General features: G+C 74.2%; 21 protein-coding genes. 8 read left to right on the top strand and 13 right to left on the bottom strand.

From position 1 onward, the window contains the following. Positions 1-3 precede the first annotated feature (3 nt). Entirely contained in the window at positions 4-1,770 is a 1,767-nt protein-coding gene (locus tag ABZ857_RS23130) for a thiamine pyrophosphate-dependent enzyme (RefSeq protein ID WP_357046090.1), read from the bottom strand. 102 nt (positions 1,771-1,872) lie between these two features. Between ABZ857_RS23130 and ABZ857_RS23125 the strand changes: the two genes are divergently transcribed. After that, complete coding sequence (locus ABZ857_RS23125) at positions 1,873-2,961, top strand: enolase C-terminal domain-like protein (protein WP_357046088.1); 1,089 nt, start codon at positions 1,873-1,875, stop codon at positions 2,959-2,961. A gap of 71 nt (positions 2,962-3,032) precedes the next feature. Here the strand turns inward: ABZ857_RS23125 and ABZ857_RS23120 are convergent, their stop codons facing one another. From ABZ857_RS23120 to ABZ857_RS23110, 3 genes are all read right to left on the bottom strand, one after another. After that, complete coding sequence (locus ABZ857_RS23120; RefSeq protein WP_357046086.1) at positions 3,033-3,749, bottom strand: TNT domain-containing protein; 717 nt, start codon at positions 3,747-3,749, stop codon at positions 3,033-3,035. A gap of 261 nt (positions 3,750-4,010) precedes the next feature. Then, entirely contained in the window at positions 4,011-4,703 is a 693-nt protein-coding gene (locus tag ABZ857_RS23115) for a response regulator transcription factor (protein ID WP_357046084.1), read from the bottom strand. Further along, the gene (locus tag ABZ857_RS23110) at positions 4,700-5,878 is read right to left on the bottom strand and encodes a histidine kinase (RefSeq protein ID WP_357046083.1); all 1,179 of its coding nucleotides are present in this window, start codon (positions 5,876-5,878) and stop codon (positions 4,700-4,702) included. The genes ABZ857_RS23115 and ABZ857_RS23110 overlap by 4 nt, the downstream gene beginning before the upstream one ends. 181 nt (positions 5,879-6,059) lie before the next feature. On the opposite strand from ABZ857_RS23110, the gene ABZ857_RS23105 reads away from it, so the two are divergent. Both ABZ857_RS23105 and ABZ857_RS23100 read left to right on the top strand, forming a co-directional pair. Continuing rightward, complete coding sequence (locus ABZ857_RS23105) at positions 6,060-6,293, top strand: hypothetical protein (RefSeq protein ID WP_357046081.1); 234 nt, start codon at positions 6,060-6,062, stop codon at positions 6,291-6,293. Beyond that, the gene (locus ABZ857_RS23100; RefSeq protein ID WP_357046079.1) at positions 6,280-7,272 is read left to right on the top strand and encodes a hypothetical protein; all 993 of its coding nucleotides are present in this window, start codon (positions 6,280-6,282) and stop codon (positions 7,270-7,272) included. Before ABZ857_RS23105 ends, ABZ857_RS23100 begins: the two co-directional genes overlap by 14 nt. Positions 7,273-7,282: 10 nt before the next feature. Here the strand turns inward: ABZ857_RS23100 and ligD are convergent, their stop codons facing one another. Then, complete coding sequence (gene ligD / locus ABZ857_RS23095; RefSeq protein ID WP_357046077.1) at positions 7,283-8,263, bottom strand: non-homologous end-joining DNA ligase; 981 nt, start codon at positions 8,261-8,263, stop codon at positions 7,283-7,285. Between the two features lie 134 nt (positions 8,264-8,397). Between ligD and ABZ857_RS23090 the strand changes: the two genes are divergently transcribed. Genes ABZ857_RS23090 through ABZ857_RS23075 form a run of 4 tightly spaced genes read left to right on the top strand, consistent with a single transcriptional unit; the run spans position 8,398 to position 11,495 of the window. Then, a complete protein-coding gene (locus ABZ857_RS23090; RefSeq protein WP_357046075.1) occupies positions 8,398-9,111 on the top strand; it encodes an ABC transporter ATP-binding protein in 714 nt (237 codons plus the stop codon). Then, positions 9,108-9,797 (top strand): ABC transporter permease, encoded by a 690-nt coding sequence (locus ABZ857_RS23085; RefSeq protein WP_357046073.1) that lies wholly within the window; start codon positions 9,108-9,110, stop codon positions 9,795-9,797. Before ABZ857_RS23090 ends, ABZ857_RS23085 begins: the two co-directional genes overlap by 4 nt. A gap of 4 nt (positions 9,798-9,801) precedes the next feature. Continuing rightward, the gene (locus tag ABZ857_RS23080) at positions 9,802-10,899 is read left to right on the top strand and encodes a sensor histidine kinase (protein WP_357046071.1); all 1,098 of its coding nucleotides are present in this window, start codon (positions 9,802-9,804) and stop codon (positions 10,897-10,899) included. Then, positions 10,899-11,495 carry a response regulator transcription factor gene (locus ABZ857_RS23075; protein WP_357046069.1) on the top strand — a complete coding sequence of 199 codons (597 nt, stop codon included), beginning with the start codon at positions 10,899-10,901 and terminating at the stop codon, positions 11,493-11,495. The genes ABZ857_RS23080 and ABZ857_RS23075 overlap by 1 nt, the downstream gene beginning before the upstream one ends. Here the strand turns inward: ABZ857_RS23075 and ABZ857_RS23070 are convergent. Next, a complete protein-coding gene (locus tag ABZ857_RS23070) occupies positions 11,492-11,941 on the bottom strand; it encodes a hypothetical protein (protein WP_357046067.1) in 450 nt (149 codons plus the stop codon). The two genes, ABZ857_RS23075 and ABZ857_RS23070, sit on opposite strands and share 4 nt — an antisense overlap. Beyond that, entirely contained in the window at positions 11,938-12,171 is a 234-nt protein-coding gene (locus ABZ857_RS23065; protein WP_357046065.1) for a hypothetical protein, read from the bottom strand. Before ABZ857_RS23065 ends, ABZ857_RS23070 begins: the two co-directional genes overlap by 4 nt. Before the next feature lie 269 nt (positions 12,172-12,440). Here ABZ857_RS23065 and ABZ857_RS23060 point away from each other — a divergent pair, with 269 nt between their 5' ends. Then, positions 12,441-13,202 carry an SDR family NAD(P)-dependent oxidoreductase gene (locus ABZ857_RS23060; RefSeq protein WP_357046063.1) on the top strand — a complete coding sequence of 254 codons (762 nt, stop codon included), beginning with the start codon at positions 12,441-12,443 and terminating at the stop codon, positions 13,200-13,202. Positions 13,203-13,273: 71 nt separating this feature from the next. On the opposite strand, the gene hpnH is transcribed toward ABZ857_RS23060, so the two are convergent. The 6 genes from hpnH to hpnC form a co-directional block, all read right to left on the bottom strand. Beyond that, on the bottom strand, positions 13,274-14,278 hold the full coding sequence (gene hpnH / locus ABZ857_RS23055; protein ID WP_357046060.1) for an adenosyl-hopene transferase HpnH: 1,005 nt from the start codon (positions 14,276-14,278) through the stop codon (positions 13,274-13,276). Next, positions 14,278-15,804 (bottom strand): 4-hydroxy-3-methylbut-2-enyl diphosphate reductase, encoded by a 1,527-nt coding sequence (gene ispH / locus ABZ857_RS23050; protein WP_357046058.1) that lies wholly within the window; start codon positions 15,802-15,804, stop codon positions 14,278-14,280. The genes hpnH and ispH overlap by 1 nt, the downstream gene beginning before the upstream one ends. After that, a complete protein-coding gene (gene shc, locus ABZ857_RS23045) occupies positions 15,801-17,708 on the bottom strand; it encodes a squalene--hopene cyclase (RefSeq protein ID WP_357046056.1) in 1,908 nt (635 codons plus the stop codon). Before shc ends, ispH begins: the two co-directional genes overlap by 4 nt. After that, positions 17,705-19,063 (bottom strand): hydroxysqualene dehydroxylase HpnE, encoded by a 1,359-nt coding sequence (gene hpnE, locus ABZ857_RS23040; protein WP_357046054.1) that lies wholly within the window; start codon positions 19,061-19,063, stop codon positions 17,705-17,707. Before hpnE ends, shc begins: the two co-directional genes overlap by 4 nt. Continuing rightward, positions 19,060-19,941: a squalene/phytoene synthase family protein gene (locus tag ABZ857_RS23035; protein ID WP_357046052.1), complete on the bottom strand. Its 882-nt coding sequence runs from the start codon at positions 19,939-19,941 to the stop codon at positions 19,060-19,062. Before ABZ857_RS23035 ends, hpnE begins: the two co-directional genes overlap by 4 nt. Before the next feature lie 145 nt (positions 19,942-20,086). Continuing rightward, positions 20,087-20,938, bottom strand: a complete 852-nt coding sequence (gene hpnC / locus ABZ857_RS23030) for a squalene synthase HpnC (RefSeq protein WP_357046050.1) — start codon at positions 20,936-20,938, stop codon at positions 20,087-20,089. Positions 20,939-20,944 lie beyond the last annotated feature (6 nt).

Below are 20,944 nucleotides of genomic sequence, written 5' to 3'. Positions count from 1 at the left end.
GCGTCACCGCCCCAGTTGAGAGATCTTGTCCTTGAACAGCGTCGTCGCGATGGCCGCCTTGTGCGGCTGCCCCTTCAGGAACGCCTCGGCGAACCTGACCGCCTGGTCGCGGGCGACCTTGCCCGGCATGGGCGGCTCGTTCGGGTCGACGTCGACGTCCACCAGCGCCGGCCCCGGATGGGCGAGGGCCTGCCTCACGGCCTCGTCCACCTCGGCGGGGTCGGTGACCTTGCGGCCGTACCCGCCGCAGGAGCGGGCCCAGGCGGAGAAGTCGGAGGACGGCTCGCCGAACCTGACCCCGTGCTCGGGGTACCCCAGCACCATCTGCTCCCACAGGATCTGGCCGAGCGAGCCGTTGTTGTTCACCACCACCGTGATCGGCAGGCCCAGACGGGCCGCGGTGAGGAACTCGGCCATGAGCATCGCGAAGCCGCCGTCGCCGATGAACGCGATCACCTGCCGGTCGGGGTGGGCGAGCTGCGCCGCGATCGCGTACGGCAGGCCGGGGGCCATCGTGGCGAGGTTGCCCGACAGGTAGAACTCCCGATCGCCGCGGATCGTCCAGTGCCGGGCCGCCCAGCTGGCGATCGTGCCGGAGTCGCAGGTGAGGATGGCGTCGTCGGAGGCGGCCCGGTCCACGCACCCGATCAGGTACTGCGGGGCGATCGGGGCGCGCTGCGGGTTCTCCAGGGCGGCCATGTTCTCCCGCCACTCGGCCATGGCCTTCTGGTACTTCTCCAGATGGGCTCGGTCGTCGTTCCGGTGCAGGAGCGGCAGCAGCGCGGCCAGCCCCTCCTTGGCGTCCCCGACCATCGGCACCTCGGTCGGCAGGCGCACGCCCGCGCGGGCGGGGTCGGCGTCGATCTGCACGACGCGGACCTTGCCGGGCTCGGGCAGGTGCTTGGTGTAGGGGAAGTTGGTGCCGACCATGAGCAGGGTGTCGCAGTCCTCGATCAGTTCCTCGCCCGGCTTCGTGCCGAGCAGGCCGATCCCGCCCACCGCGTACGGCGAGTCGTCGGGGATGACCGCCTTGCCGGGCAGCGTCTTGATCACGGGGGCGCCCAGCGTCTCGGCGACGGCCAGCACCTCCTCGCGGGCGTGCAGGGCGCCGGCCCCGGCCAGGATCGCGGGCCGCCGGGCCGCGTTCAGCACCTCGGCGGCGGCCCTCAGGTCCTCCTGACGCGGCACCCCGGGCGGGGACAGGTAGACGGGGGCGGTCGCGGGGGGCCGCGCGGGGGCGACGTGCTGGTAGGGGTCGGCGTCGGCGGGGGCCACCTGGACGTCGTTGGGCAGGCACAGGTGGGCCACCCCGCGCCGCGCGTACGCCGTGCGGATCGCGATGTCCACCACCCCGGGCAGCTGGGCGGGGTTGTCCACCACGAGGTTGTACTCGGTCACGTCCTCGTACAGCCGGTCGAGGTGGACCTCCTGCTGGTAGCCGGTGCCCAGCACGCTGGTCTCCTGCATGCCCGTGATGGCCAGCACCGGCTGGTGGTCGAGCTTGGCGTCGTACAGGCCGTTGAGCAGGTGGATCCCGCCGGGGCCCGAGGTGGCCAGGCACACCCCGATGCGGCCGGTGGCCTTCGCGTGCGCGGCCGCCATGAACGCGGCCGCCTCCTCGTGGTGCACCAGCACGAACCGGACACGGTCGGATTGGCGGCGCAGCCCTTCCATGATGCCGTTGATGCCGTCACCGGGAAGCCCGAAGACGGTGTCGACACCCCATTCGGCGAGCCGCCTGATGAGTACTTCGGAGGCGATTTCCGTCATATGTGCGGCGCTGCCCCTGGAATGGGCAGCCGAACACTCACCACATGGAAAATTTTTCCTTCTGCCAGAATCGCCGTGTCACGGTCGGGTATGGGGGCCGTCGTGATCAGAGACCTCCACGTGTCGGCGTACCGCGTGCCGACCGACCGCCCGGAGGCCGACGGCACGCTGAGCTGGGACGCGACCACGATGGTGGTGGTCCGGGCGGACGCCGGCGAGGCGACCGGGCTCGGCTGGACCTATGCCCCGGCCGCCGCCGCGGCGGTCGTCTCTGACCTGCTCGCGCCGGTGGTGCGCGGCGGCGACCCGATGGACGTGCCGCGCCTGTGGACCGCGATGGTCCGCCGGGTGCGCAACGCGGGCCGCACGGGCGTCGCCGGGTATGCGATCTCCGCGGTCGACGTCGCGCTCTGGGACCTCAAGGCCCGGCTGCTCGGCGTGCCGCTCGCCCGCCTGTTCGGCCTGGCCCGGGAACGCGTGCCCGTGTACGGCTCGGGCGGGTTCACCACGTACGACGACGACGTCACGAGTTCGCAGCTCGCGCACTGGACGCACGAGCAGGGCATTCCCAGGATCAAGATCAAGATCGGGGAGTCCGCGGGCACCGCGCCCGCCCGCGACCTGCACCGCGTGGCGCTCGCCCGCCGCGTCATCGGGGACGCCGCCGAGCTGTACGTGGACGCCAACGGCGGCTACAGCGCCAAGCAGGCCGTGCGGATCGAGCGCCGGATGCGCGACCACGACGTGCGGTGGTTCGAGGAGCCGGTGTCCTCCGACGACCTGGCCGGGCTGCGCCTGGTGCGCGAGCGGGCCGACGCCGACGTCGCGGCCGGGGAGTACGGCGGCGACCTCGTCTACTTCACCCGCATGTGCGCGGCGGGCGCGGTCGACTGCCTGCAGATCGACGCGACCCGGTGCGGCGGCTACACGGGCTGGTCCGGCGCGGCCGCGATCGCCGCCGGGCACGGGCTGGAGGTGTCGGCGCACTGCGCGCCCAACCTGCACGCGCCGGTCGCCGCCGCGACCCCGAACCTGCGCCACATGGAGTGGTTCCACGACCACGTGCGCATCGAGGGCGACCTGTTCGACGGCGCGGCCGACCCCACCGGCGGCGCCGTACGCCCGCCGGAGGCGCCGGGCCACGGCCTGACGCTGCGCGCCGGCGCGGCCGAGCCGTACCGCGTCGCGTAGGGCCCATTCGGTCCGGAACCGGGCGGGCGTCGCGTGCCCGCCCGGTCACCCCGGACGGCTCGGCCGGGGGCTCAGTTGAGGCGTTCGAGGTAGCCGTTGTCGGCCAGCCACCCGATCGACACCTCGCCGTCCGGGTTCGCCGGCGCGCCGGGGATGTACTTCGCGAGCGTGTGGAACTGCTCGCCCTGCCCCGGCATCTCGAATGCCGAGGCCGCCGGCCCCGCGTCCACGAGGAACGGCCGGATCACCCGGTAGGCGTGGTAGTTGCACAGGTGCGGGTCGCCCGGCACGTTGTTGAGGTTGTTCGGCCGTAGCGACCGCTTGGGGTACGGCGTGCCGAACGGCGCGAGGAACGCGCCGCCCTCCCCGCCGAAGCGGTCCACCTTGTAGCCGAGCGGCAGCTGCGCCGTCCTGATGAGCGGGCGCCCGTTGGTGTACCCGCCGGCGTGCGCGAACCCGGAGTCCTGGGGGAAGCGGTAGGACTTGGTCGTCGGGGTGAAGTAGCGCTCCAGGAACCGCTCCGGGGAGAGGCCGCCGTACCGTACGTAGCCGTCGAGGATCCTGGCGACCAGGCCGGTGCGCGGCAGGACCGCCGGGCCGAGGTTCGGGTCGCCGTTGACGAACGGCGGCCCGCAGACCTGGCCCGTCTTCGCGCCCAGGGCCTGGGGGTCGGAGGTCGCCGGTCCCTGCCCGGCGGGCGCGGTCGCGGCCTGGGCCGGGACACCGGTCAGGGCCGCCGTGGCGAGGGTGCAGGCGGCCACGAACAGCTTGCGGGAATGAACGCGCACGAATTCTCCTGAGATTGCGCACACAGCATGCGATCTGGACATATCCGCATCAGATGGATTTCCATGGGAATTGCTCGGCGGAGGGTGCCGAGAAATGGCCATGATCGCTCTGACGCGACGAATTCGTGCGTACCCGGCCTTTGTTCAGGCGCATCGCAAGGAGTTCGCCGCAGCGTTCAAAAACCCCTCGTGACCAGGGAGAACAGGGCCGAAATAATGCGATATTCGCTAATCGAAATAGCGGCGAATCGGGCGGGTTTTCTAGTCGTCCGTGTCGAGCGGGTCGTCGAGCAGCCCGGCGTCGTGGACGAGCAGGGCGATCTGGACGCGGTTGTTGAGGCCGAGCTTGGCGAGAATGCTCGACACGTGCGTCTTGACCGTGGGGACGCTGAGATGCAGCAGGGCGCCGATCTCGGCGTTCGGCCTGCCCTGGCCGACCGCCACCGCGACCTCCCGCTCCCGGTCGCCGAGCCGCGCCAGGCGCTCGGCGGCCCGTGCCCGGCGCCGGTCCCGGCCCGACTCGGCGACCCGGGCGATGAGCCGCCGGGTGACTGCCGGGGACAGGACCGGCTGGCCGGCGGCCACCCGGCGGATGGCGTCCACGATCTCGACCGGCGGAGTGTCCTTCAGCAGGAACCCGGCGGCCCCCGCGCGCAGGGCGCGCAGCACGTGCTCGTCGGCGTCGAAGGTGGTCAGCACGATCACCTCCGGCGCGCCGTCGCGGGCGCGCAGCGCCTCGGTGGCGGCCAGGCCGTCCATCACCGGCATCCGGATGTCCATCAGCACCACGTCGGGGCGGTGCCGGCCGGCCAGGGGCAGCACCTCGGCGCCGTCCCCGGCCTGGGCGAGGACGCGGATGTCCGGGGCGCCGCCGAGCATCATCACCAGGCCGGCCCGGACCAGGGGGTCGTCATCGGCGATGAGCACACCGATGGCGGAGTCAGGCACGATCACGCCGGCCAGGGTAGCGATGCTCGCACGCGCCACCCGCCCCGGTCCACGGATCCGTGCTCAAGCCGTCCCCCGGCCAGCGTGACGCGCTCGGCCAGGCCGGTGAGGCCGTGGCCGCCTCCGCTTCCGGCATCCCGTCCGACGGCCGCGGGGGCGTCGTTGACCACCTCGACCGTCAGGCCGTCGCCGGGCGCCCCCGTCACCCGTACGCGGACCCCGGCTCCCGGCGCGTGCTTGCGCGCGTTGGTGAGTGCCTCCTGCACGACGCGGTAGGCGGTGCGGCCCACCCGCTCCGGGACCGTCTCATGCGAGCCGAGGTCGTCGCACAGCTCCACCCGCATGCCGGCCCGGCCCGACTCCGCGACGAGCTCTCGCAGGTCGGCCAGGGTGGACAGGCCGGGCCGCGTGGGCGCGGACGGCTCGCCGGTCGGGGCGCGCAGCACGCCGATCACCTCGCGCAGATCCTGCAGGGCCTGGTGGGCGCTCTCCCTGATCACCCGTGCCGCCCGGGCGACGTCGGCGGGGTCGGCGCCGGGGTTGAACTCCAGCGCTCCCGCGTGCACGCTCAGCAGCGACAGCCGGTGGCCGAGCACGTCGTGGATCTCCCGGGCGATGGCCTCGCGGACCTGGTGCTGCGCCTGCTCGGCGCGCAGCCTCGCCTCAATCTCCATCCGGGCCGCACGGTCGCGCTGCGCCAGCACCAGGCGGCGCCGGTGGTGGACGAACAGCCCCCAGCCGGCCGCGGCGCCCTGCAGAGCCAGGCCCAGCATGAGCGTCGCGAGCGGCGGCATGTCCGGTTCGGGACGCAGCCACGTGAAGGCGATCGCGGACAGGACGCTGAGGCCGAACACCGTGCCGGAGGTGCGCGGGCGGCGATGGACCGCGACCGAGAACAGCGCGGCCAGCATCGGGCCGGCGACCATTTCGAAGACGGCCCCCAGCGCGACGAGCGTCACCGCGAGCCCGACCGGCCACCGGCGGCGCAGCCACAACGCGGCGCACCCGAGCGCGCCTGCGAACTGGTCGAGGAGGAACAGCCACGCGGGCGGCAGCGGCGCGCTGTCGAGGCGGTCCAGCGACATGGAGAAGGCGAAGGCCGCGGCGAGTACGAAAATCGCCGTGTCCACGAGCCGGTCACGCCGGCTTCGCCGGTGCCGAGGGGCTGTGGAGGGGTTCATATGCCCCGCAGCGTACGACCTGAGGGCCGTCGCGCCCACGGCTGAGCGGCGAAGACCATACCGAAGTCGGGCGCCGTCCGACTTCGGTCGTACGGCATGCCGCACGCCGGCGACCTTCGCCGAGCGCAAGCATGCCGATGCCCGATCCCCGGCGAGCGCGCCGGTCCCTAGCGTCGGCGCCATGCGCAACGTCATCCAGCTCGCCGGGGGATTCCTGGTCGTCGCGGGCATCAGCGGGACCATCGACCACCTGGCCGTGCAGCCGTTCTGGGGGGCGTTACTCAACGTCTTCAACCGTCAGGTGATCCCGCGCCTGTCCTTCCTGACCGGCTACGAGCTCTACGCCAACCTGCTCGTCGCGGTCGTCGGCGCCGTCGTCTTCGCCGCCGCGTGGAGGCGAAATGAAGACGCCTGACTCGTGGCGTCTCGCCATGGCGGCCGGGCTCCTGGTGCTGGCGCCGATGTGCGCCGAGTACGTCACGGGTTACGACGACAGCACGGGCGACCCGCTCGTGCTCGCCGCCGGCCTGCTGATCTTCAGCCCGCTGTACGGCGCGCCCGCGCTGCTCATCCGTGAGGCGGCCCGCCGCCTGGGCATGCCCTGGCCGGGCATCCTCGCCCTCACGGCGGCCTTCGGCGTGCTGCAGGCCGGCGTCATCGACCAGTCCATGTTCAGCGAGGGCTATCGGGACATCCCGTACTGGGAGGAGATGGTCCGTCCGACGTACGTTGCGCCACTGGGACTGGCGGCCTACACCACGCTGTCCTTCGTCGCGGGCCACGCGATCTGGAGTTTCGGCGTGCCTATCGCGCTGACGGAGGGGCTGAGCCCCCGGCTGTCGCGTACGCCCTGGCTGCGGACGCCCGGCCTGGTCACGGCCGCGGTGCTGTACCTCGCGGCGGCGGCGTTCGTCCTGCGCGAGCACCTGCGGACCGAGCCCGACCACGCCTCGGCCGCGCAGATCACGGGATCGCTGGCGGTCGTCGCGCTGCTCGTGCTCGTCGCGCTGATCTCCGCCGCGCGAGGACGGCGCCGGCCCGCGCTCCCGGGGGAGGGCGCCCCGCCGCGGCCGATCGTCGTGGCGGCGGCCGGCCTCGTGGCGGGCCTGGTCTTCAACTTCCTGCCGTCGACCTGGGCCGGGGTCGCGGCCGGGCTCGCGGTGATCGCGCTGTGCGCCGCGGCCGCCGCCCGCCTCGCCCGCTCGCCGGAGTGGAGCGTCCGCCATGCCGCCGCGCTCGCCGCCGGAGCCCTGACCGCGCGCGCGGCGGTCGGGTTCTTCGCGGTCCCGCTTGGCGAGGTGGCACCGGTCGCCAAGTACGCGCACAACATCGCGTTCCTCGCGGGCGCGGTGCTGCTCGGCGTCCTGGCGTCGCGGCGTCGCGGCACCGCGTGACCCGGCGCGTTCATCCTTCCCCGCGGACGACCTCACGGACGACCTCGCCGGGGTCCTTGTCGTCGCGCAGGCCCCGCCAGGAGGGGTGGCGCAGCCGCCCCTCGCCCGTCCACTCGGCGAACTGCACCTCGCCGACGAGGACCGGGTCCACCCACCGGCCGCCCCTGGCCTCCTCGCGGGTGATGCCGTCGAACGGGGACGTGTCCCGCCGCAGCGGCGCCAGGCGCTCGCCGAGCCGCCGCAGCGCCTCGTCCGTGAAGCCGGTGCCGACGCTGCCGGCGTACCGGAGGCGCCCGCTGTCGTCGTTGACGCCCACGAGCAGCGCGCCGACGGTGTTCGCCCGGCGGCCCTCCCCGGCCCGCCAGCCGCCGACGACGACCTCCTGCGTACGGACGTTCTTGACCTTCACCCAGTCGGGCGAGCGGCGGCCGGGGCGGTACGGGGAGGCGAGCCGCTTGGCCACGACGCCCTCCAGCCCCAGCCGCCGGGAGTCGGCCAGCGCGTGCTCGCCGCCGTCGGCGTAGTAGGGCGGGATGGCCCAGTGGCGGCCGGCGTGGACGAGGTCCTCCAGGCGGCGCCGCCGCTCCGTGTAGGGCATCGCGACCGCGGAGGCGGCGTCGACGTGCAGCACGTCGAACAGCAGGTACGTCACGGGCGTGGTGACCAGGAGCCGCCTGATCCTGAGCGGGTTGCGCTGGTGCATACGCGGCTGCAGCGCCTCGAACGACGGCCTGCCCTGCTGGTCGAAGGCGACGATCTCCCCGTCGAGCACCACCGCGTGCCCGCCGGTGGCGCCGGCCAGGCCGGAGAGTTCGGGGTAGGCCGAGGTGATGTCCCTGCCGTTCCGGGAGATCAGCCGCAGCGCGCCGTCCTCGACGTACCCGAGGGCGCGGACCCCGTCCCACTTCATCTCGTGCGCGTAGTCGCCCCCGGGCTCGGGCAGCCGCCCGAGCTGGGCCATCATCGGCGTGTACGCCGGAAGGGCGGCCATGCCCTGCTGGTACCCCGGCCTGCCCGGCAGTACCCCTGACCTGCGGCGACGCGCACCGCCATCCTCCGAAAGGGGGACGCCGGGCGACGTGTCGGGTGATGCCGCGTGATCGGCGCCGCCGCGAACCTTGAGGCATGGAAGCGATCGAGGTGACAGACCTCCGCAAGTCGTACGGGGACACCCGCGCCGTGGACGGGGTGACGTTCACGGTCCGGGCCGGTGAGACGTTCGGGATCATCGGCCACAACGGCGCAGGCAAGACCACGACCGTCGAGTGCCTGATCGGGCTCAGGCGAGCCGACGCGGGCACGGTCCGCGTGCTCGGCGTGGATCCCGCGCGCAGGCGGCGAGCCCTGGCCCACCGCCTCGGCGTGCAGCTGCAGGACAGCTCCCTGCCCGAGCGGATCAAGGTGGCCGAGGCGCTGCGCATGTTCGGCTCCTTCTACCGGGACGCGGCCGACTGGCGGCGGGTGATGGAGCGCTGGGGCCTGCGGCCGCTGGCGAGTAAGGCGTTCGGCGACCTGTCGGGCGGGCAGAGGCAGCGGCTGATGCTCGCGCTCGCCCTGGTCGGCAACCCCGAGGTGGTCGTGCTGGACGAGCTGACCACGGGCCTGGACCCGATCGCGCGCCGCGAGACCTGGCGGCTGATCGGCGACCTGAAGGCGGCGGGCACCACCGTGGTGCTGGTCAGCCACTACTTCGACGAGATAGAGGCGCTCTGTGACAGGGTCGCCGTCTTCGCCCGCGGCCGTGTGGAGGCGACGGGCACCACGGGCGAGCTCATCGCCCGGACCGGAACCGCCTCGCTGGAAGAGGCCTACCTCGCCCTGGAGGGAGCGGACCGATGAAGGCGTTCACGGCTCTGACCGCCGCCGAGCTCAGACTACTGTCGCGCGACCCCGCCTCGCTGTTCTTCATGGTGGCCTTCCCTCTCATGCTGCTGGTGCTCAAACGCGGCGACAGCGGCGCGGTCCCCGGCTACCTCGCGATGATCGCCGCGATCGGCGGGATGGGCGCGCTGCCGGGCCTGTTGGCCTCATACCGCGAGCGCAAGGTGCTCAAGCGGCTGGCCACCACGCCGATCTCTCCGGTTCTGTTGCTCGGCGCCCAGCTGGTGGCACAGGTCGCCGCGGGCCTGGCGGGCTCCGTGCTGCTGGTGGTCGTGACGATCGCGGTGTTCGGTGCGCGGGCCCCGGGCGACGTCCTCATGCTGGCCGCCGCCTTCCTGCTCTGCTCGGTGATGGTCTGCGCGCTGGGCTTCGTGATCGCCGCGGTCGTGCGCAACACCAGAGGCGCGAGCCTGATCGGCATGCTGGTCATGTTCCCCATGATCTTCCTGTCGGGCGCGGCCGTGCCCAGGAAGGCCCTGCCCGGCTCGCTGCGTCAGATCGGCGACTTCCTGCCTCTGACCCCGGCTGTGGAGGCCCTGGGGGACGCCTGGTCCGGCACCGTCGCGGTCTTTCCCCTGCTGATCCTGGCCGGGATAATCGTGGCGGCCACGGCCGCCGGCGCCGCACTGTTCCGATGGGAGTGAGGACGTGAACGTCTGGGAGGCGCGCTGGTTGCGCGCCTTCCACATGTTGTATTACGCCTGCCTGGCGCTCGGGCTGATCCTCTCGTACGGGGAGGGCAGGGGCGAGGGCGGGGTCCCCGGCCCGCTGACGCTGGGGATCGTCGCGCTCATGGCCGGCTGGCACGGCTTCTTCGTCGCACGGCGGCCGCGCCTGCTCGGGCGGCTGAATCCGATGGCGTTCCACCTGTCGGTCGTCTGCGCGCTCTACATCGCGCTCGTGTCGCGGGACCGGTCCTTCGACGTGGTCGTCTTCGGGCTGATGCCCCAGCCGTATCTGCTGCTGCCGCGCCCCTGGTCCTACGCGGGGGCGGTGGCGACGGTCCTCAGCACGTTCGCCGCCAGAGGCTACCTGGACGATCCCAACGCCCTGTGGCGGCTCGTCGGGAGTTCCGGCCTCGTCGTGGCGATCGGATTGTTCGTGGACTACGTGTCCCGGCAGAGCGCACAGAACCGGACAATCGGGGTGCTGGAGGAGCGGGCCAGGCTCGCCAGGGAGATCCACGACACCCTCGCGCAGGGGTTGAGCGGGATCATCACCCAGCTGGAGGCGGCCGAGCAGGCGATGCCCGACGTGCACGCCGTACAGAAGAGGATCGCGCTGGCCAAGGAGCTGGCGCGCGACAACCTGCGGGAGGCGCGGCGCTCGGTCGACGCGCTGCGCCCGGGCCCTCTCGCCGGCGCGGGTCTCGAGGCGGCGCTCGCGGAGGTGGCCGCACGGTGGTCGCGGACGTCGGAGGTGGCGGCGACCGTGTCGGTGGAGGGGACGCCCCGGCCGCTGCCCGGTGAGGTGGGAACGACGCTGTTGCGGGCGGCGCAGGAAGGACTGTCGAACGCGGCCAGGCATGCCCGGGCGGGCAGGGTCGCGATCACGCTGACCTACATGGACGATGAGGTGACGCTCGACGTGTTCGACGACGGGGTGGGTTTCGATCCTGCCGTGCGCGGCGCGGGTTACGGGCTGGCGGCCATGCGGGAGCGGGCCGGCGGCGTCGGGGGAACGCTGACCGTGGAGTCCGCTCCGGGAGAGGGGACGGCGCTGTGCCTGCGGATCCCCTCAAGTTGATGATCGTCGATGACCACCCGGTGGTCCGCGACGGACTGCGCGGCATGTTCGACCATGTGGCGGACATCGAGGTGGTGGCGGAGGCGTCCGACGGGTTCGAGGCGCTGGCCATGGCCAGGAGGGCGCGGCCCCACGTGGTGCTGATGGACCTTCGCATGCCCGGCCTGGACGGTGTCGGGGCGATCCGGCGGCTCCGGGAGGACCACCCGGAGATCAAGGTGGTCGTGCTCACCACCTACGACACGGATGCGGACGTGGCGCGGGCCATGGCCGCCGGGGTGGCGGGCTACCTGCTGAAGGACGCGCCACGCGAGGAGCTGCACAGAGCGGTCCGTACGGCCGCCGCCGGCGGAGCGGTCCTGGCGCCGTCGGTCGCGTCCGCACTGATGAGCAGGCCCGCGGCCCAGGAGCCGAGCCCGCGCGAGCTGGAGGTGCTGCGCCTGGTGGCGCGGGGCTCGGCGAACAAGGAGATCGCCAGGGCCCTGCTGATCAGCGAGACGACGGTGAAGACGCATCTCAAGCACGTCTTCGCCAAGCTCGGTGTCGACAGCAGGGCCGCGGCCGTCGTCGTGGCCATGGAGCGAGGGCTCATCTAAGGGAGGATCTCCAGGCGGACGTCGAGGCCCTCGTACAGGTAGGGGGTCGCGGTGATGATCCGCCAGTTGCGGCGGGTGGCGTGGACGGCCGCGTGGGCGGCCACCAGGACGTCGGGCAGGAGCGCGTCGGCCGTGGACGGCCGGTGGCGGCGCAGGCTCGCCATGATCGCCTGCGCGAACGGCCCGCCTTCGACGGCGTCGTCGGGGGAGAGCGCGCCGGTGACCACCATCGACATGCGCAGGAAGCGTTCGAGCCGGGGCTGGATGGGGCCCAGCGACAGCACCTGGACGGCGAGCGCGGGGACGAGGAGGGTGACGCCGTGGGCCGAGGACTGCCGCACGACGGCCCGGCCGTACATGCTCTTGCCCTCGATCAGGTGGACGACGGCGTCGAGGTCCAGCACGTGGCCGGACAGGACACCGGCCGGTGGGACGGGGTCGGTCACGCGGCGTCCGCCTTGGCGTCGCCCGTCATCAGGCGCGCCGCGCGGGCGCTGTCGTCATCGGTGATCCCGTCCTGCCAGCCCGGCCCCCATAAATCGGCCATGATGGCCAGGTCGCCCAGGATGCGCCGCCGCTCCCGCAGCGCCGCGGCGATGTAGGCCGAGGCGTTGCCGGACGCCTGCGCCTCGTCGGCGAGTTCGTCCGGCAAAGAGATCGTAATCTTCTTGGTCATACTCGGGAGGCTACCCAGTCATACCGTCGGCGGTCCACCGGTTCCCGAAAAACGCCGTCGGCGCGCGAATCCACGAGCGAACATCGCTCATCGCCCCAGGGGCACATGGCGCCCTGCGCGGTTGCGAGCGGATAAGCGGATAAGCGGATAAGCCGCATCTCGCGGTCGGCGCCGTACGGCCGCGACGCCGGTGCGCAGGACTCGCGCCGCCGGCGGACCGCGGACGCGCCTGCTCCGCGGGTACACCCTGGGGCGAGGGGGTGGGGCGGATGCGGCTGGCGGGGGCACGGGTGCTCGTCACGGGCGCGTCGTCGGGCATCGGCGCCGCCACGGCGCTGGAGCTGTCGGCGCGCGGTGCGCGGCTGGTGCTGTCCGGCCGCGACCAGGAGGCGCTCGCCGGCGTCGCCGCCCGGACCGGTGGCGAGGTCCTGCCCGCGGACCTGTCCGACGGCACCGTCGACCGGGCCTCCGACCTCGCCGTACGCGCCGGGCAGGTGGACATCCTGGTGGCGTGCGCGGGCGAGGGCTGGAGCGGGCCGCTCGCACGGATGTCCGGCGGCACAGCCGAACGCATGATCGCGGTGAACCTGACGGCGCACGTGCAGCTCACCCGGCTGCTGCTGCCCGGAATGCTGGAGCGTGGCCGGGGCCACCTGGTCTACGTGGCCTCGATCGCCGGGGTGGTGGGCGTGCGGGAGGAGGCGGTGTACGCCGCGACCAAGGCGGGCCTGCTGGCCTTCGCCGAGAGCCTGCGGTACGAGCTGCACGCCGTCAAGGGAAATGGGGTCGGTGTGACGGCCGTGGTGCCCGGGGTCGTCGACACGCCGTTCTTCGCCCGGCGCGGCAGGCCGTACACGCGCCGCAGGCCGGTGCCCGTCCCGCCCGAGCGGGTGGCCCGGGCCATCGCGGTCGCCGTGGAGCGCGACCGCGCCGAGGTGTACGTGCCGGCCTGGCTGCGGCTGCCCGCCCGCCTGCACGGGGCCGCGCCGGGCGCGTTCCGCGCCCTGGCCCGCCGCTTCGGCCGTCCCTGACCGGGTCCAGGCGACGGCGGCAGCCTCGACCAGCAGTGGACCGTCGTCCCTGCGGGCTGACCGATAACCGATCAGGTGCCGCGCAGGGCGCGCAGGGACTCGCGCAGCGAGCCGAGGGTGGCGAAGACCGCCGTCGGCTCGTAGCCGCAGTGCGCCATGCAGTTGGCGCAGCGCGGGTCCCGCCCCCGGCCGTAGGAGCTCCAGTCGGTCTCCTCGACCAGCTCCCGGTAGGTCCTGGCGTACCCGTCGGCCATCAGGTAGCAGGGCCGCTGCCAGCCGAACACCGAGTAGGACGGGATCGCCCAGGCCGTGCAGGGAAAGTCGGTCTTCCCCTCCAGGAAGTCGAGGAACAGCGGCGAGTGGTTGAACCGCCAGCGCCTGCGGTTGCCGCCCGCGAACGCGGCGCGGAACAGCTCCCGCGTCTGCCGCACCCCGAGGAAGCAGTCCTGGTCGGGTGCCTTCTCGTACGCGTACCCCGGCGAGATCATCATCTGGTCGACGCACAGGTCGTCGTTGAGGAAGTCGAGCACCTCGATCACGGTGCGCGGGCTGTCCCCGGCGAAGAACGTGGTGTTGGTGGTGACGCGGAAGCCGCGCCGCCGGCATTCGCGCACCGCCGCGACCGCCTCGTCGAACACGCCCTCCTTGCACACCGACGCGTCGTGCCGCTCGCGCAGGCCGTCGATGTGGACCGCCCAGGCGAAGTACGGCGAGGGCGTGAACTTGTCGATCTTGCGCGGGATCAGCAGCGCGTTGGTGCACAGGAAGACGTACTTCCTGCGTGCCACCAGCTCCTCGACCATCTCCCCGATCTGGGGGTGCATGAGCGGTTCCCCGCCGGCGATCGACACCATCGGGGCGCCGCACTCCTCGACGGCGGCCACCGCCTGCTCGACCGGCATGCGCTGCTTCAGCACGCCGGCCGGATGCTGGATCTTCCCGCAGCCCGCGCATTTCAGGTTGCACGCGAACAACGGCTCAAGCTCGACCAGCAGCGGGAACCTCTCCCGCCGGCGCAGCCGCTGGGCCAGGATGTACGCGCCGACGCGCAGGCTCTGGCGTACGGGCATCGGCATCAGGGCCGCACCTCCTTCGGTAACGTGAACTCGACGTTCTCCTCGGTCAGCCGCCGTTCCTCCACCTCCAGCGGGCCGAGCCCGCCGAGGGCGGCCACGACGGCGTCCACCATGGAGCCGGGGGTGGACGCCCCGGCGGTCAGCCCGACCGTGCGCGCTCCGCGCAGCCAGTCGAGCGCGATGTCGCCGGGGCCGTCGACCAGGCGGGCGAGCGGGGCGCCGTCGTGACCGGAGCGGGCGGCGACCTCGGTGAGGCGCAGGGCGTTGGAGGAGTTCGCGGAGCCGACGACCAGGACCAGGTCGGCCTCCGCGGAGACGGCCCGCACCGCGTGCTGCCGGTTGGTCGTCGCGTAGCAGATGTCGTCGCCGCGCGGGCCCTCGGCGTCGGGGAAGCGCCGCCGTATCGCCGCCGCGACCCGCCCGGCCTCGTCGGCCGCCAGCGTCGTCTGGGTCAGATAGGCGACCTTCCGCCCCGGCCGGAGGCCCTCGACACCAGCCTCGTCCTCGACCAGCACGCCCGCGCCGGGCACCTCCCCGAGCACGCCCTCGACCTCCTCGTGCCCGGCGTGGCCGATCAGCACGACGAGGTCGCCCCGGGCGGCGAACCTGCGGGCCTCCGCGTGGACCTTCGCGACCAGCGGGCACGTCGCGTCGACGACGCGCAGCCCGCGCCGCCCCGCCTCCTCCCGCACGGCGGGCGCGACCCCGTGCGCGGAGAAGACGGTGACCGCGCCCTCCGGCACCTCGGCCAGGTCGTCGACGAACACCGCGCCGCGCCGCTCCAGGCCGCGTACGACGTGGATGTTGTGCACGATCTGCTTGCGCACGTACACCGGCGCGCCGAACCGGTCCAGCGCGCGCTCCACGATCTCGATGGCCCGTTCGACCCCGGCGCAGAACGAGCGGGGTGAGGCCAGCAGGACCCGGCGCGGGCCGGCGGCCGCAGCCCACCGCGCCAGGACCGGGCCGATCCTGGCGAGCGTGCGCCGCGCGGCGACCGCCCCGCCCATCGTGGCGAGGCTCAGCAGGGGGGCGTCGGGGGTGTCCACGATGACCCGCACGGCCGCGAACGGCCGGGTCCCCGCGGCGGCGGCCAGCGGAGCGCTCTCCATGTCGACGGCGTACGCGCCCTCGCGGGCCAGCGCGTGGCGGCCGCGGCCCGTCACCACGCCCGGCGAGGTGACGAGCGGGCCGATGCGGGCGGGCAGTCCGGCGCGGGCCAGTTCACCGGCGAGCAGCGGGGCGGACGGGCACGGCCAGACCCGGCCGCCGGAGCGGACCTCGGTGGCGACGAGCACGTCCCCGGGGCGCAGCCCGTCGTGGAGCGCCCCGCCGAAGCCGGTGACGGCGAGGGCGGCGGCGGGCGGGAGCAGGGCCGCCGCGCGCGCCGCCCGGTCGGGCCCCATCCCGATCCGGACGACCCGGACGCGCGGATGGCCGCCCCCGAGACCTGACCGGGGCCGCAGGCCGCGGGCGACGGCCCGGGCCTCCATCCCCAGCGCGGTGCACACGATCAGATCGGTCATGACGTCCCCTCCCGGGCTTGCAGGTAGCGGCCGAGCGCGCTGACCGGGAAGACGAGGCGATAGAGGTGGTAGTTGATGAAGAAGTCGCCGGGGAAGCCCGTCCCGGTGTAGTAGGGCTCGTCCCAGGTGCCGTCCGGGCGCTGGCTGTCGGCCAGCCAGGCCGCCGCCCTCTCCACGGACGGGCCTCGCTCACCGGCGGCGAGCAGGCCGATGAGGGCCCACGCCGTCTGCGAGGCGGTCGGCTCGCCCCGCCCGATCCAGGCGGGGTCGCGGTAGGACCGCATGTCCTCGCCCCAGCCGCCGCAGGGGTGCTGGTGGGCCTCCAGCCACGCCACCGCCCGTCGCACACAGGGTGCGCCGGGCCGCACTCCGGCCGCCGCGAGGGCGGGCAGCACCGCCCCGGTGCCGTACACGTGGTTGGCCCCCCACCTGCCGAACCACGAGCCGTCGGGCTCCTGCGCCCGCAGCAGCCACATCACGGCCCGCCGTACGACGGGGGAGCGGGCCATGCCCTCGGCGGCGAGCGCTTCGACCACGTGCGCGGTCACGTCGGCCGACGGCGGGTCGATGACCGCGCCGAAGTCGCAGAACGGCAGCCGCAGGCACAGCTCGCGGGTGTTGTCGGCGTCGAAGGCGGCGAACCCGCCGTCGCGGGAGGCCATCCCGGCCATCCAGCGCAGCCCCCGCTCGACGGCCGGCCTCGCGTCGGGCCGGCCCCACCGGCGCAGCGCGAGGATCACCTCGGCCGTGTCGTCGACGTCCGGGTAGCCGTCGTTGTCGAACTCGAACGCCCAGCCGCCCGGCGCGAGACGGGGACGACGCACCATCCAGTCGCCCGGCCCCCGGATCTCCTCGCGCAGCAGCCACTCGCCCGCCCGGGCCAGCGCGGGATGGTCATCGGGCAGGCCGGCGTCCAGGAGGGCGGTCATCGCGAGCGCGGTGTCCCAGACCGGCGACTGGCAGGCCTCCAGCCTGCGCGTGCCGTTCTCCCTGATGGTGAACCTGTCCAGCCCGGCCAGGCCGGCGCGCATGACGGGGTGGTCGATGCCGTACCCGCTCAGGCGCAACGCGATCAGCGAGTAGACCCAGGGAGGCTGGATGCCGCCCCACGAGCCGTCGGCCTCCTGCCGGGCCACGACCCACTCGGCGGCCCGCCTCAGCGCGGCGCGGCGGAGCCCGGCGACCGGGCGCCGTTCGTACCGGTGCAGGGCGCGGTCGAGGGCCGCGAACGCCGCGTCCCAGCCGGTGCGCGGGGCCCGCCGCGCGAGCCTTCCACCGGTGATGTCACCCCGCAGCTCCGGCAGGCCGAACGGCAGCGGCCGGACCGGCCGGTGCGCGGTCACGATCGTGAGCGGGACGATGGTCTGCCGCGCCCAGCAGGCCCAGTCGTACACGTTCAGCGGGCACCACGGCGGCAGGAACATGATCTCCGGGGGGATGACGGGCAGGTCCTCCCAGCGCCACCGGCCGAACAGGGCGAGCCAGATGCGGGTGAACACCCGGGTGGACTCGACGCCGCCGGCCCCGCGCACGTACGCCGCCGCGGCGCGCATGTGCGGAGCCGAGGGCGGGTCGCCCGCGAGGCGCAGCGCCGTGTACGCCTCGACCGTGGTGGACAGGTCGGCGGGTCCTTCGTGGAAGTTGGCCCACGTGCCGTCCGGGCGCTGCTGGGATCGAATCCACCGGGCGGCCTCGGCGGTCTCCTCCGCGGTTCGCACGCCCAGGAACTCGCGCAGCAGGAGATCTTCGGCGTCCATGGTCACGTTGGTCTGCAGCTCGCCCTTCCACCATCCCTCGGGCGACTGCAGGCCGAGCAGGTGGTCGCGGGCCGCCTTCAGGGCGGTCGCGGCGCGGGCGGCGCCGGTGGCGACCCCACTGGTGACGCCGGTGGTGACGCCGGTCACCGCGCCTGCTCCCGTTCGAGATGCCGCCTGACGAGGCGGGCCGCCTGGAGTCCGCTGCGCACGGCTCCCTCCATCGTGTCGGGCCAGCCCGTGTCGGTCCACGCGCCGGCGAGGAACAGCCCGGGCCACCGGGTGGCCGCGCCTGGGCGCAGCCCCCCGCTCCCCGGGACCTGCCGGAAGGTCGCCCGCCGCTCCCTGGTGATGAACAGGTCCACGACCCGTGCCGCCCGCGCGGCGGGGAGCAGCCGCTCCAGCTCGGGCAGGAACACCTCCCGCATCACGGACGTGGGCACGTCGATCCAGTGCCGCGCCGCCGACACCGAGACCGTCAGGTACTGGCCCCGGGTGAGCCCGCCCGAGTCGGTCCTGTCGAAGATCCACTGCACCGGCGAGCCGACGACGGCGGCGAACGGCAGGCGGGTGACGGGCCGGTCGTAGACGACGTGCACGTTGACGATCGGGCTCGCCCCGAGGCCCGCCCAGGCGTCCCGGTCCGGCGCGGCCTCCGCCGGCACGAGCCGCGCGGCCTGGCCGTGCGGGGTGGCGACGACGACGGCCGACGCGCCGACCCGCGCGCCGCCCACGAGGATCGAAGGTCCGCTCAGACCCGGCAGACACGGCAGCACTCTGGCGACCTTCGCCCCCAGCCGCACCTCGCCGCCCAGCCGGGTGATCGCCGACAGCGCGGCGCCGCCGTGCAGGTCGCCGAGCGGGACGGACGGCACGCCGATGTCGGCGGCGTCGGCGCGGCCGAGCAGGGCCGTCCTGAAGACCATCGCCGCCGGGCCCAGCGCCGCCTCGTCGGACGGGATGTTGAGCGCGGCCACCGCGAACAGGTCCCACAGCGCCTGCCGTACGGTCTCCCGCTGGCCGTTCTCGGCCAGCCAGCCGCCGAGCGCGGCCCGGTCGAGGGCGGGCTCCGCCGGGTCGAGCCCGCGCAGCGCGAGCGCGCCGCGCACCGCGCGCAGCCGGTCGGCGGGGGACAGCAGGCGGTAGCCCGCGAGCGCGGGCAGCAGGTGGAACGGCCCGGGCAGCGCCGCCCGGCGCAGCCGTCCCCGGCCGTCCCGCGGAGTCAGCACGCGCACGTCGAAGCGCTCCTGCAGGCGCACCCGCCCGGTGCCGCCGAGCCGGTCCAGCAGCCCGCGGTACGCCGTGCAGCAGCGCAGGAAGACGTGCTGCCCGTTGTCGGCCGTCAGGCCGCCCCTGGCGAAGGAGTGGGTGGCCCCGCCGAGCCGGGGCCTCGCCTCGTACAGGGTCACCGGCCACCCGGCCTCCGCGAGCGCGAGGGCCGCGGCGATGCCGGCGAGGCCGCCGCCCACCACCGCCACCGGCGGGACCTGCCCCATCCCGTTCATCGGCCCGCTCCCGCGATCGCCCGCGCCGCGACCATCGCCTTCGCCCACGGCGTGAGCGACACGCGCCCGGCGAGCGCCCGGCCCGGGTCGGCGGCGATGCGGGCGAGCAGGCGCCGGTAGATGCCCGCCATCGCCGCGGTGCAGGCCGCGCTGCGCCGGTCGAGCAGCGGGATCAGGCGCATTCCCTCGGCGTACCAGCCGAGCGCCCGCCCGGCCTCGTACCGGACGAGCCGCGCCAGCCGCTCGGGCGGGTCGGTGAACGCCCCCGACGCGTCCAGGTCGAGCGTGCAGCCGAACCTGCGCAGGTCGTCGGCGGGCAGGTACACCCGGCCCGCGCACCGGTCCTCGCGCAGGTCCCTGAGTACGTTGGTGAGCTGGAGCGCCACCCCCAGGCAGTCCGCGAGCCGCGCCGCCCGCCGCAGGGCTCCGTCACCGCCTCCCGCCCTCTCGGCGAGGCCGAACACGCCGAGGGACAGCCGCCCGATCGACCCGGCGACCTCCCGGCAGTAGCCGACCAGGTCCTCGTACGACTGGTAGCGCGCGCCCGCGACGTCGGCGGCGCATCCGTCGATCAGCTCCTCGAACGCGTCCAGCGGGACGGGGAAGCGCGCGGCGGTGTCGCGCAGGGCCACCAGCACGGGGTCGGCCGGGTCCGGCCGCGGCGCCCGCAGCCCCGCCCTGGCCTCCTCCAGCGCCGACAGGCGCGCGTCCACCGGCCCGGCGGCGTCGCCGATGTCGTCGATCCGCCGGGCGAAGGCGTAGAGCGCGCTGAGCGCGCGGCGCTTGGGCGGGGCGAGCAGGCGGATGCCGTAGGCGAAGTTGCGCGCCCGGGTGCGGACGACGCGCTCGCAGTACCGGTAGGCGATCGGCACAGGCACAGGCACAGGCACAGGCACAGGCACAGGCACAGGTACGGACACGGGCGCCGGCACGGATGTGGGCGTGACGGGGCGCAGCGCGGGACCGGGCTGGTCGTCGCCCACGCGACGCGGAGCGGGGCCGGGCGGGCGATCGGGAACGGGATCAGGAATCGCGCCGGGAACCGTCACCGTTCACCTCCTTCAGCACGCGCACCCACTCGTTCAGCACCGCGCGGCGGCGCGCGCGGACCGCCCCGCCGAGGACGTCGTGCCGGCCGCGCTCCAGCGCCGCGAGAGCAGCCCGTCCGCCCGCGACATATCCGGCGACCGCGGTGCGCGCGAACCCGCTCAGCGTCTCCAGCAGCGGCATGCCCTCGTCCAGCAGGGTGGCGGCGCGGCGGGCCTGCAGCGCGACGGCCCGGCGCAGCCGCGGGGAGGTGCGCGGGGCGTCCAGGTCGGCCTCGCGGCAGCCGAACCTGCGCAGGTCCTCCGCGGGGAGGTAGACGCGGCCGCGGGCGTGGTCCTCGCCCACGTCCTGGCAGTGCTCGATCACCTGCAGGGCCGAGCAGATGCGGTCGGACAGCCGCGCGCGCTCCGGGGTGGCCACGCCGAAGACGTGCAGGACGATCCGGCCGACCGGGTTGGCGGACAGCTCGCAGTAGGCCAGCAGTTGCGCGAAGGTGTCGTAGCGCCGCACCACCTGGTCGCGCCGGTTGGCCTCGACGAGGTGGAGGAAGGGCGTCCGCGGCACGCCCCGCCCGGTGACCAGCGGCGTCAGCGCGCGTACAGCGGGCAGCCGCGGGCTCCCCCCGGCGTACAGGCGGCCCAGGTCGGCCTCCACCGCGTCCAGCAGGGCGGGCCGCTCGGCGGGGGCGGCCTCGTCGCCGACGTCGTCCACGTAGCGGGCGAAGCCGTACACCGCCATCAGGTCGCGGCGGTACGCGCGCGGAAGCAGGCGGGAGGCCACCGGGAAGTTCTCCCGGCGCGCGGCGTCGCGTACGTCCGCTGCGGACATGCCTGA

It is taken from the genome of Microbispora sp. NPDC046933 (assembly GCF_040644635.1).
Taxonomy (GTDB): Bacteria; Actinomycetota; Actinomycetes; order Streptosporangiales; family Streptosporangiaceae; genus Microbispora.
This window is presented reverse-complemented; position numbering and strand designations above follow the sequence as displayed.

Excerpts from the sequence above, each read along its gene's own strand:
- hpnE (WP_357046054.1), bottom strand. The coding sequence starts at position 19,063 with ATGAACGGGATGGGGCAGGTCCCGCCGGTGGCGGTGGTGGGCGGCGGC.
- hpnH (WP_357046060.1), bottom strand. The coding sequence starts at position 14,278 with ATGCCGATGCCCGTACGCCAGAGCCTGCGCGTCGGCGCGTACATCCTG.
- ABZ857_RS23130 (WP_357046090.1), bottom strand. The coding sequence starts at position 1,770 with ATGACGGAAATCGCCTCCGAAGTACTCATCAGGCGGCTCGCCGAATGG.
- ABZ857_RS23090 (WP_357046075.1), top strand. The coding sequence starts at position 8,398 with ATGGAAGCGATCGAGGTGACAGACCTCCGCAAGTCGTACGGGGACACC.
- ABZ857_RS23075 (WP_357046069.1), top strand. The coding sequence starts at position 10,899 with ATGATCGTCGATGACCACCCGGTGGTCCGCGACGGACTGCGCGGCATG.
- ABZ857_RS23100 (WP_357046079.1), top strand. The coding sequence starts at position 6,280 with ATGAAGACGCCTGACTCGTGGCGTCTCGCCATGGCGGCCGGGCTCCTG.
- ispH (WP_357046058.1), bottom strand. The coding sequence starts at position 15,804 with ATGACCGATCTGATCGTGTGCACCGCGCTGGGGATGGAGGCCCGGGCC.
- ABZ857_RS23060 (WP_357046063.1), top strand. The coding sequence starts at position 12,441 with ATGCGGCTGGCGGGGGCACGGGTGCTCGTCACGGGCGCGTCGTCGGGC.
- ligD (WP_357046077.1), bottom strand. The coding sequence starts at position 8,263 with ATGGCCGCCCTTCCGGCGTACACGCCGATGATGGCCCAGCTCGGGCGG.
- ABZ857_RS23085 (WP_357046073.1), top strand. The coding sequence starts at position 9,108 with ATGAAGGCGTTCACGGCTCTGACCGCCGCCGAGCTCAGACTACTGTCG.
- ABZ857_RS23105 (WP_357046081.1), top strand. The coding sequence starts at position 6,060 with ATGCGCAACGTCATCCAGCTCGCCGGGGGATTCCTGGTCGTCGCGGGC.
- ABZ857_RS23065 (WP_357046065.1), bottom strand. The coding sequence starts at position 12,171 with ATGACCAAGAAGATTACGATCTCTTTGCCGGACGAACTCGCCGACGAG.
- ABZ857_RS23110 (WP_357046083.1), bottom strand. The coding sequence starts at position 5,878 with ATGAACCCCTCCACAGCCCCTCGGCACCGGCGAAGCCGGCGTGACCGG.
- hpnC (WP_357046050.1), bottom strand. The coding sequence starts at position 20,938 with ATGTCCGCAGCGGACGTACGCGACGCCGCGCGCCGGGAGAACTTCCCG.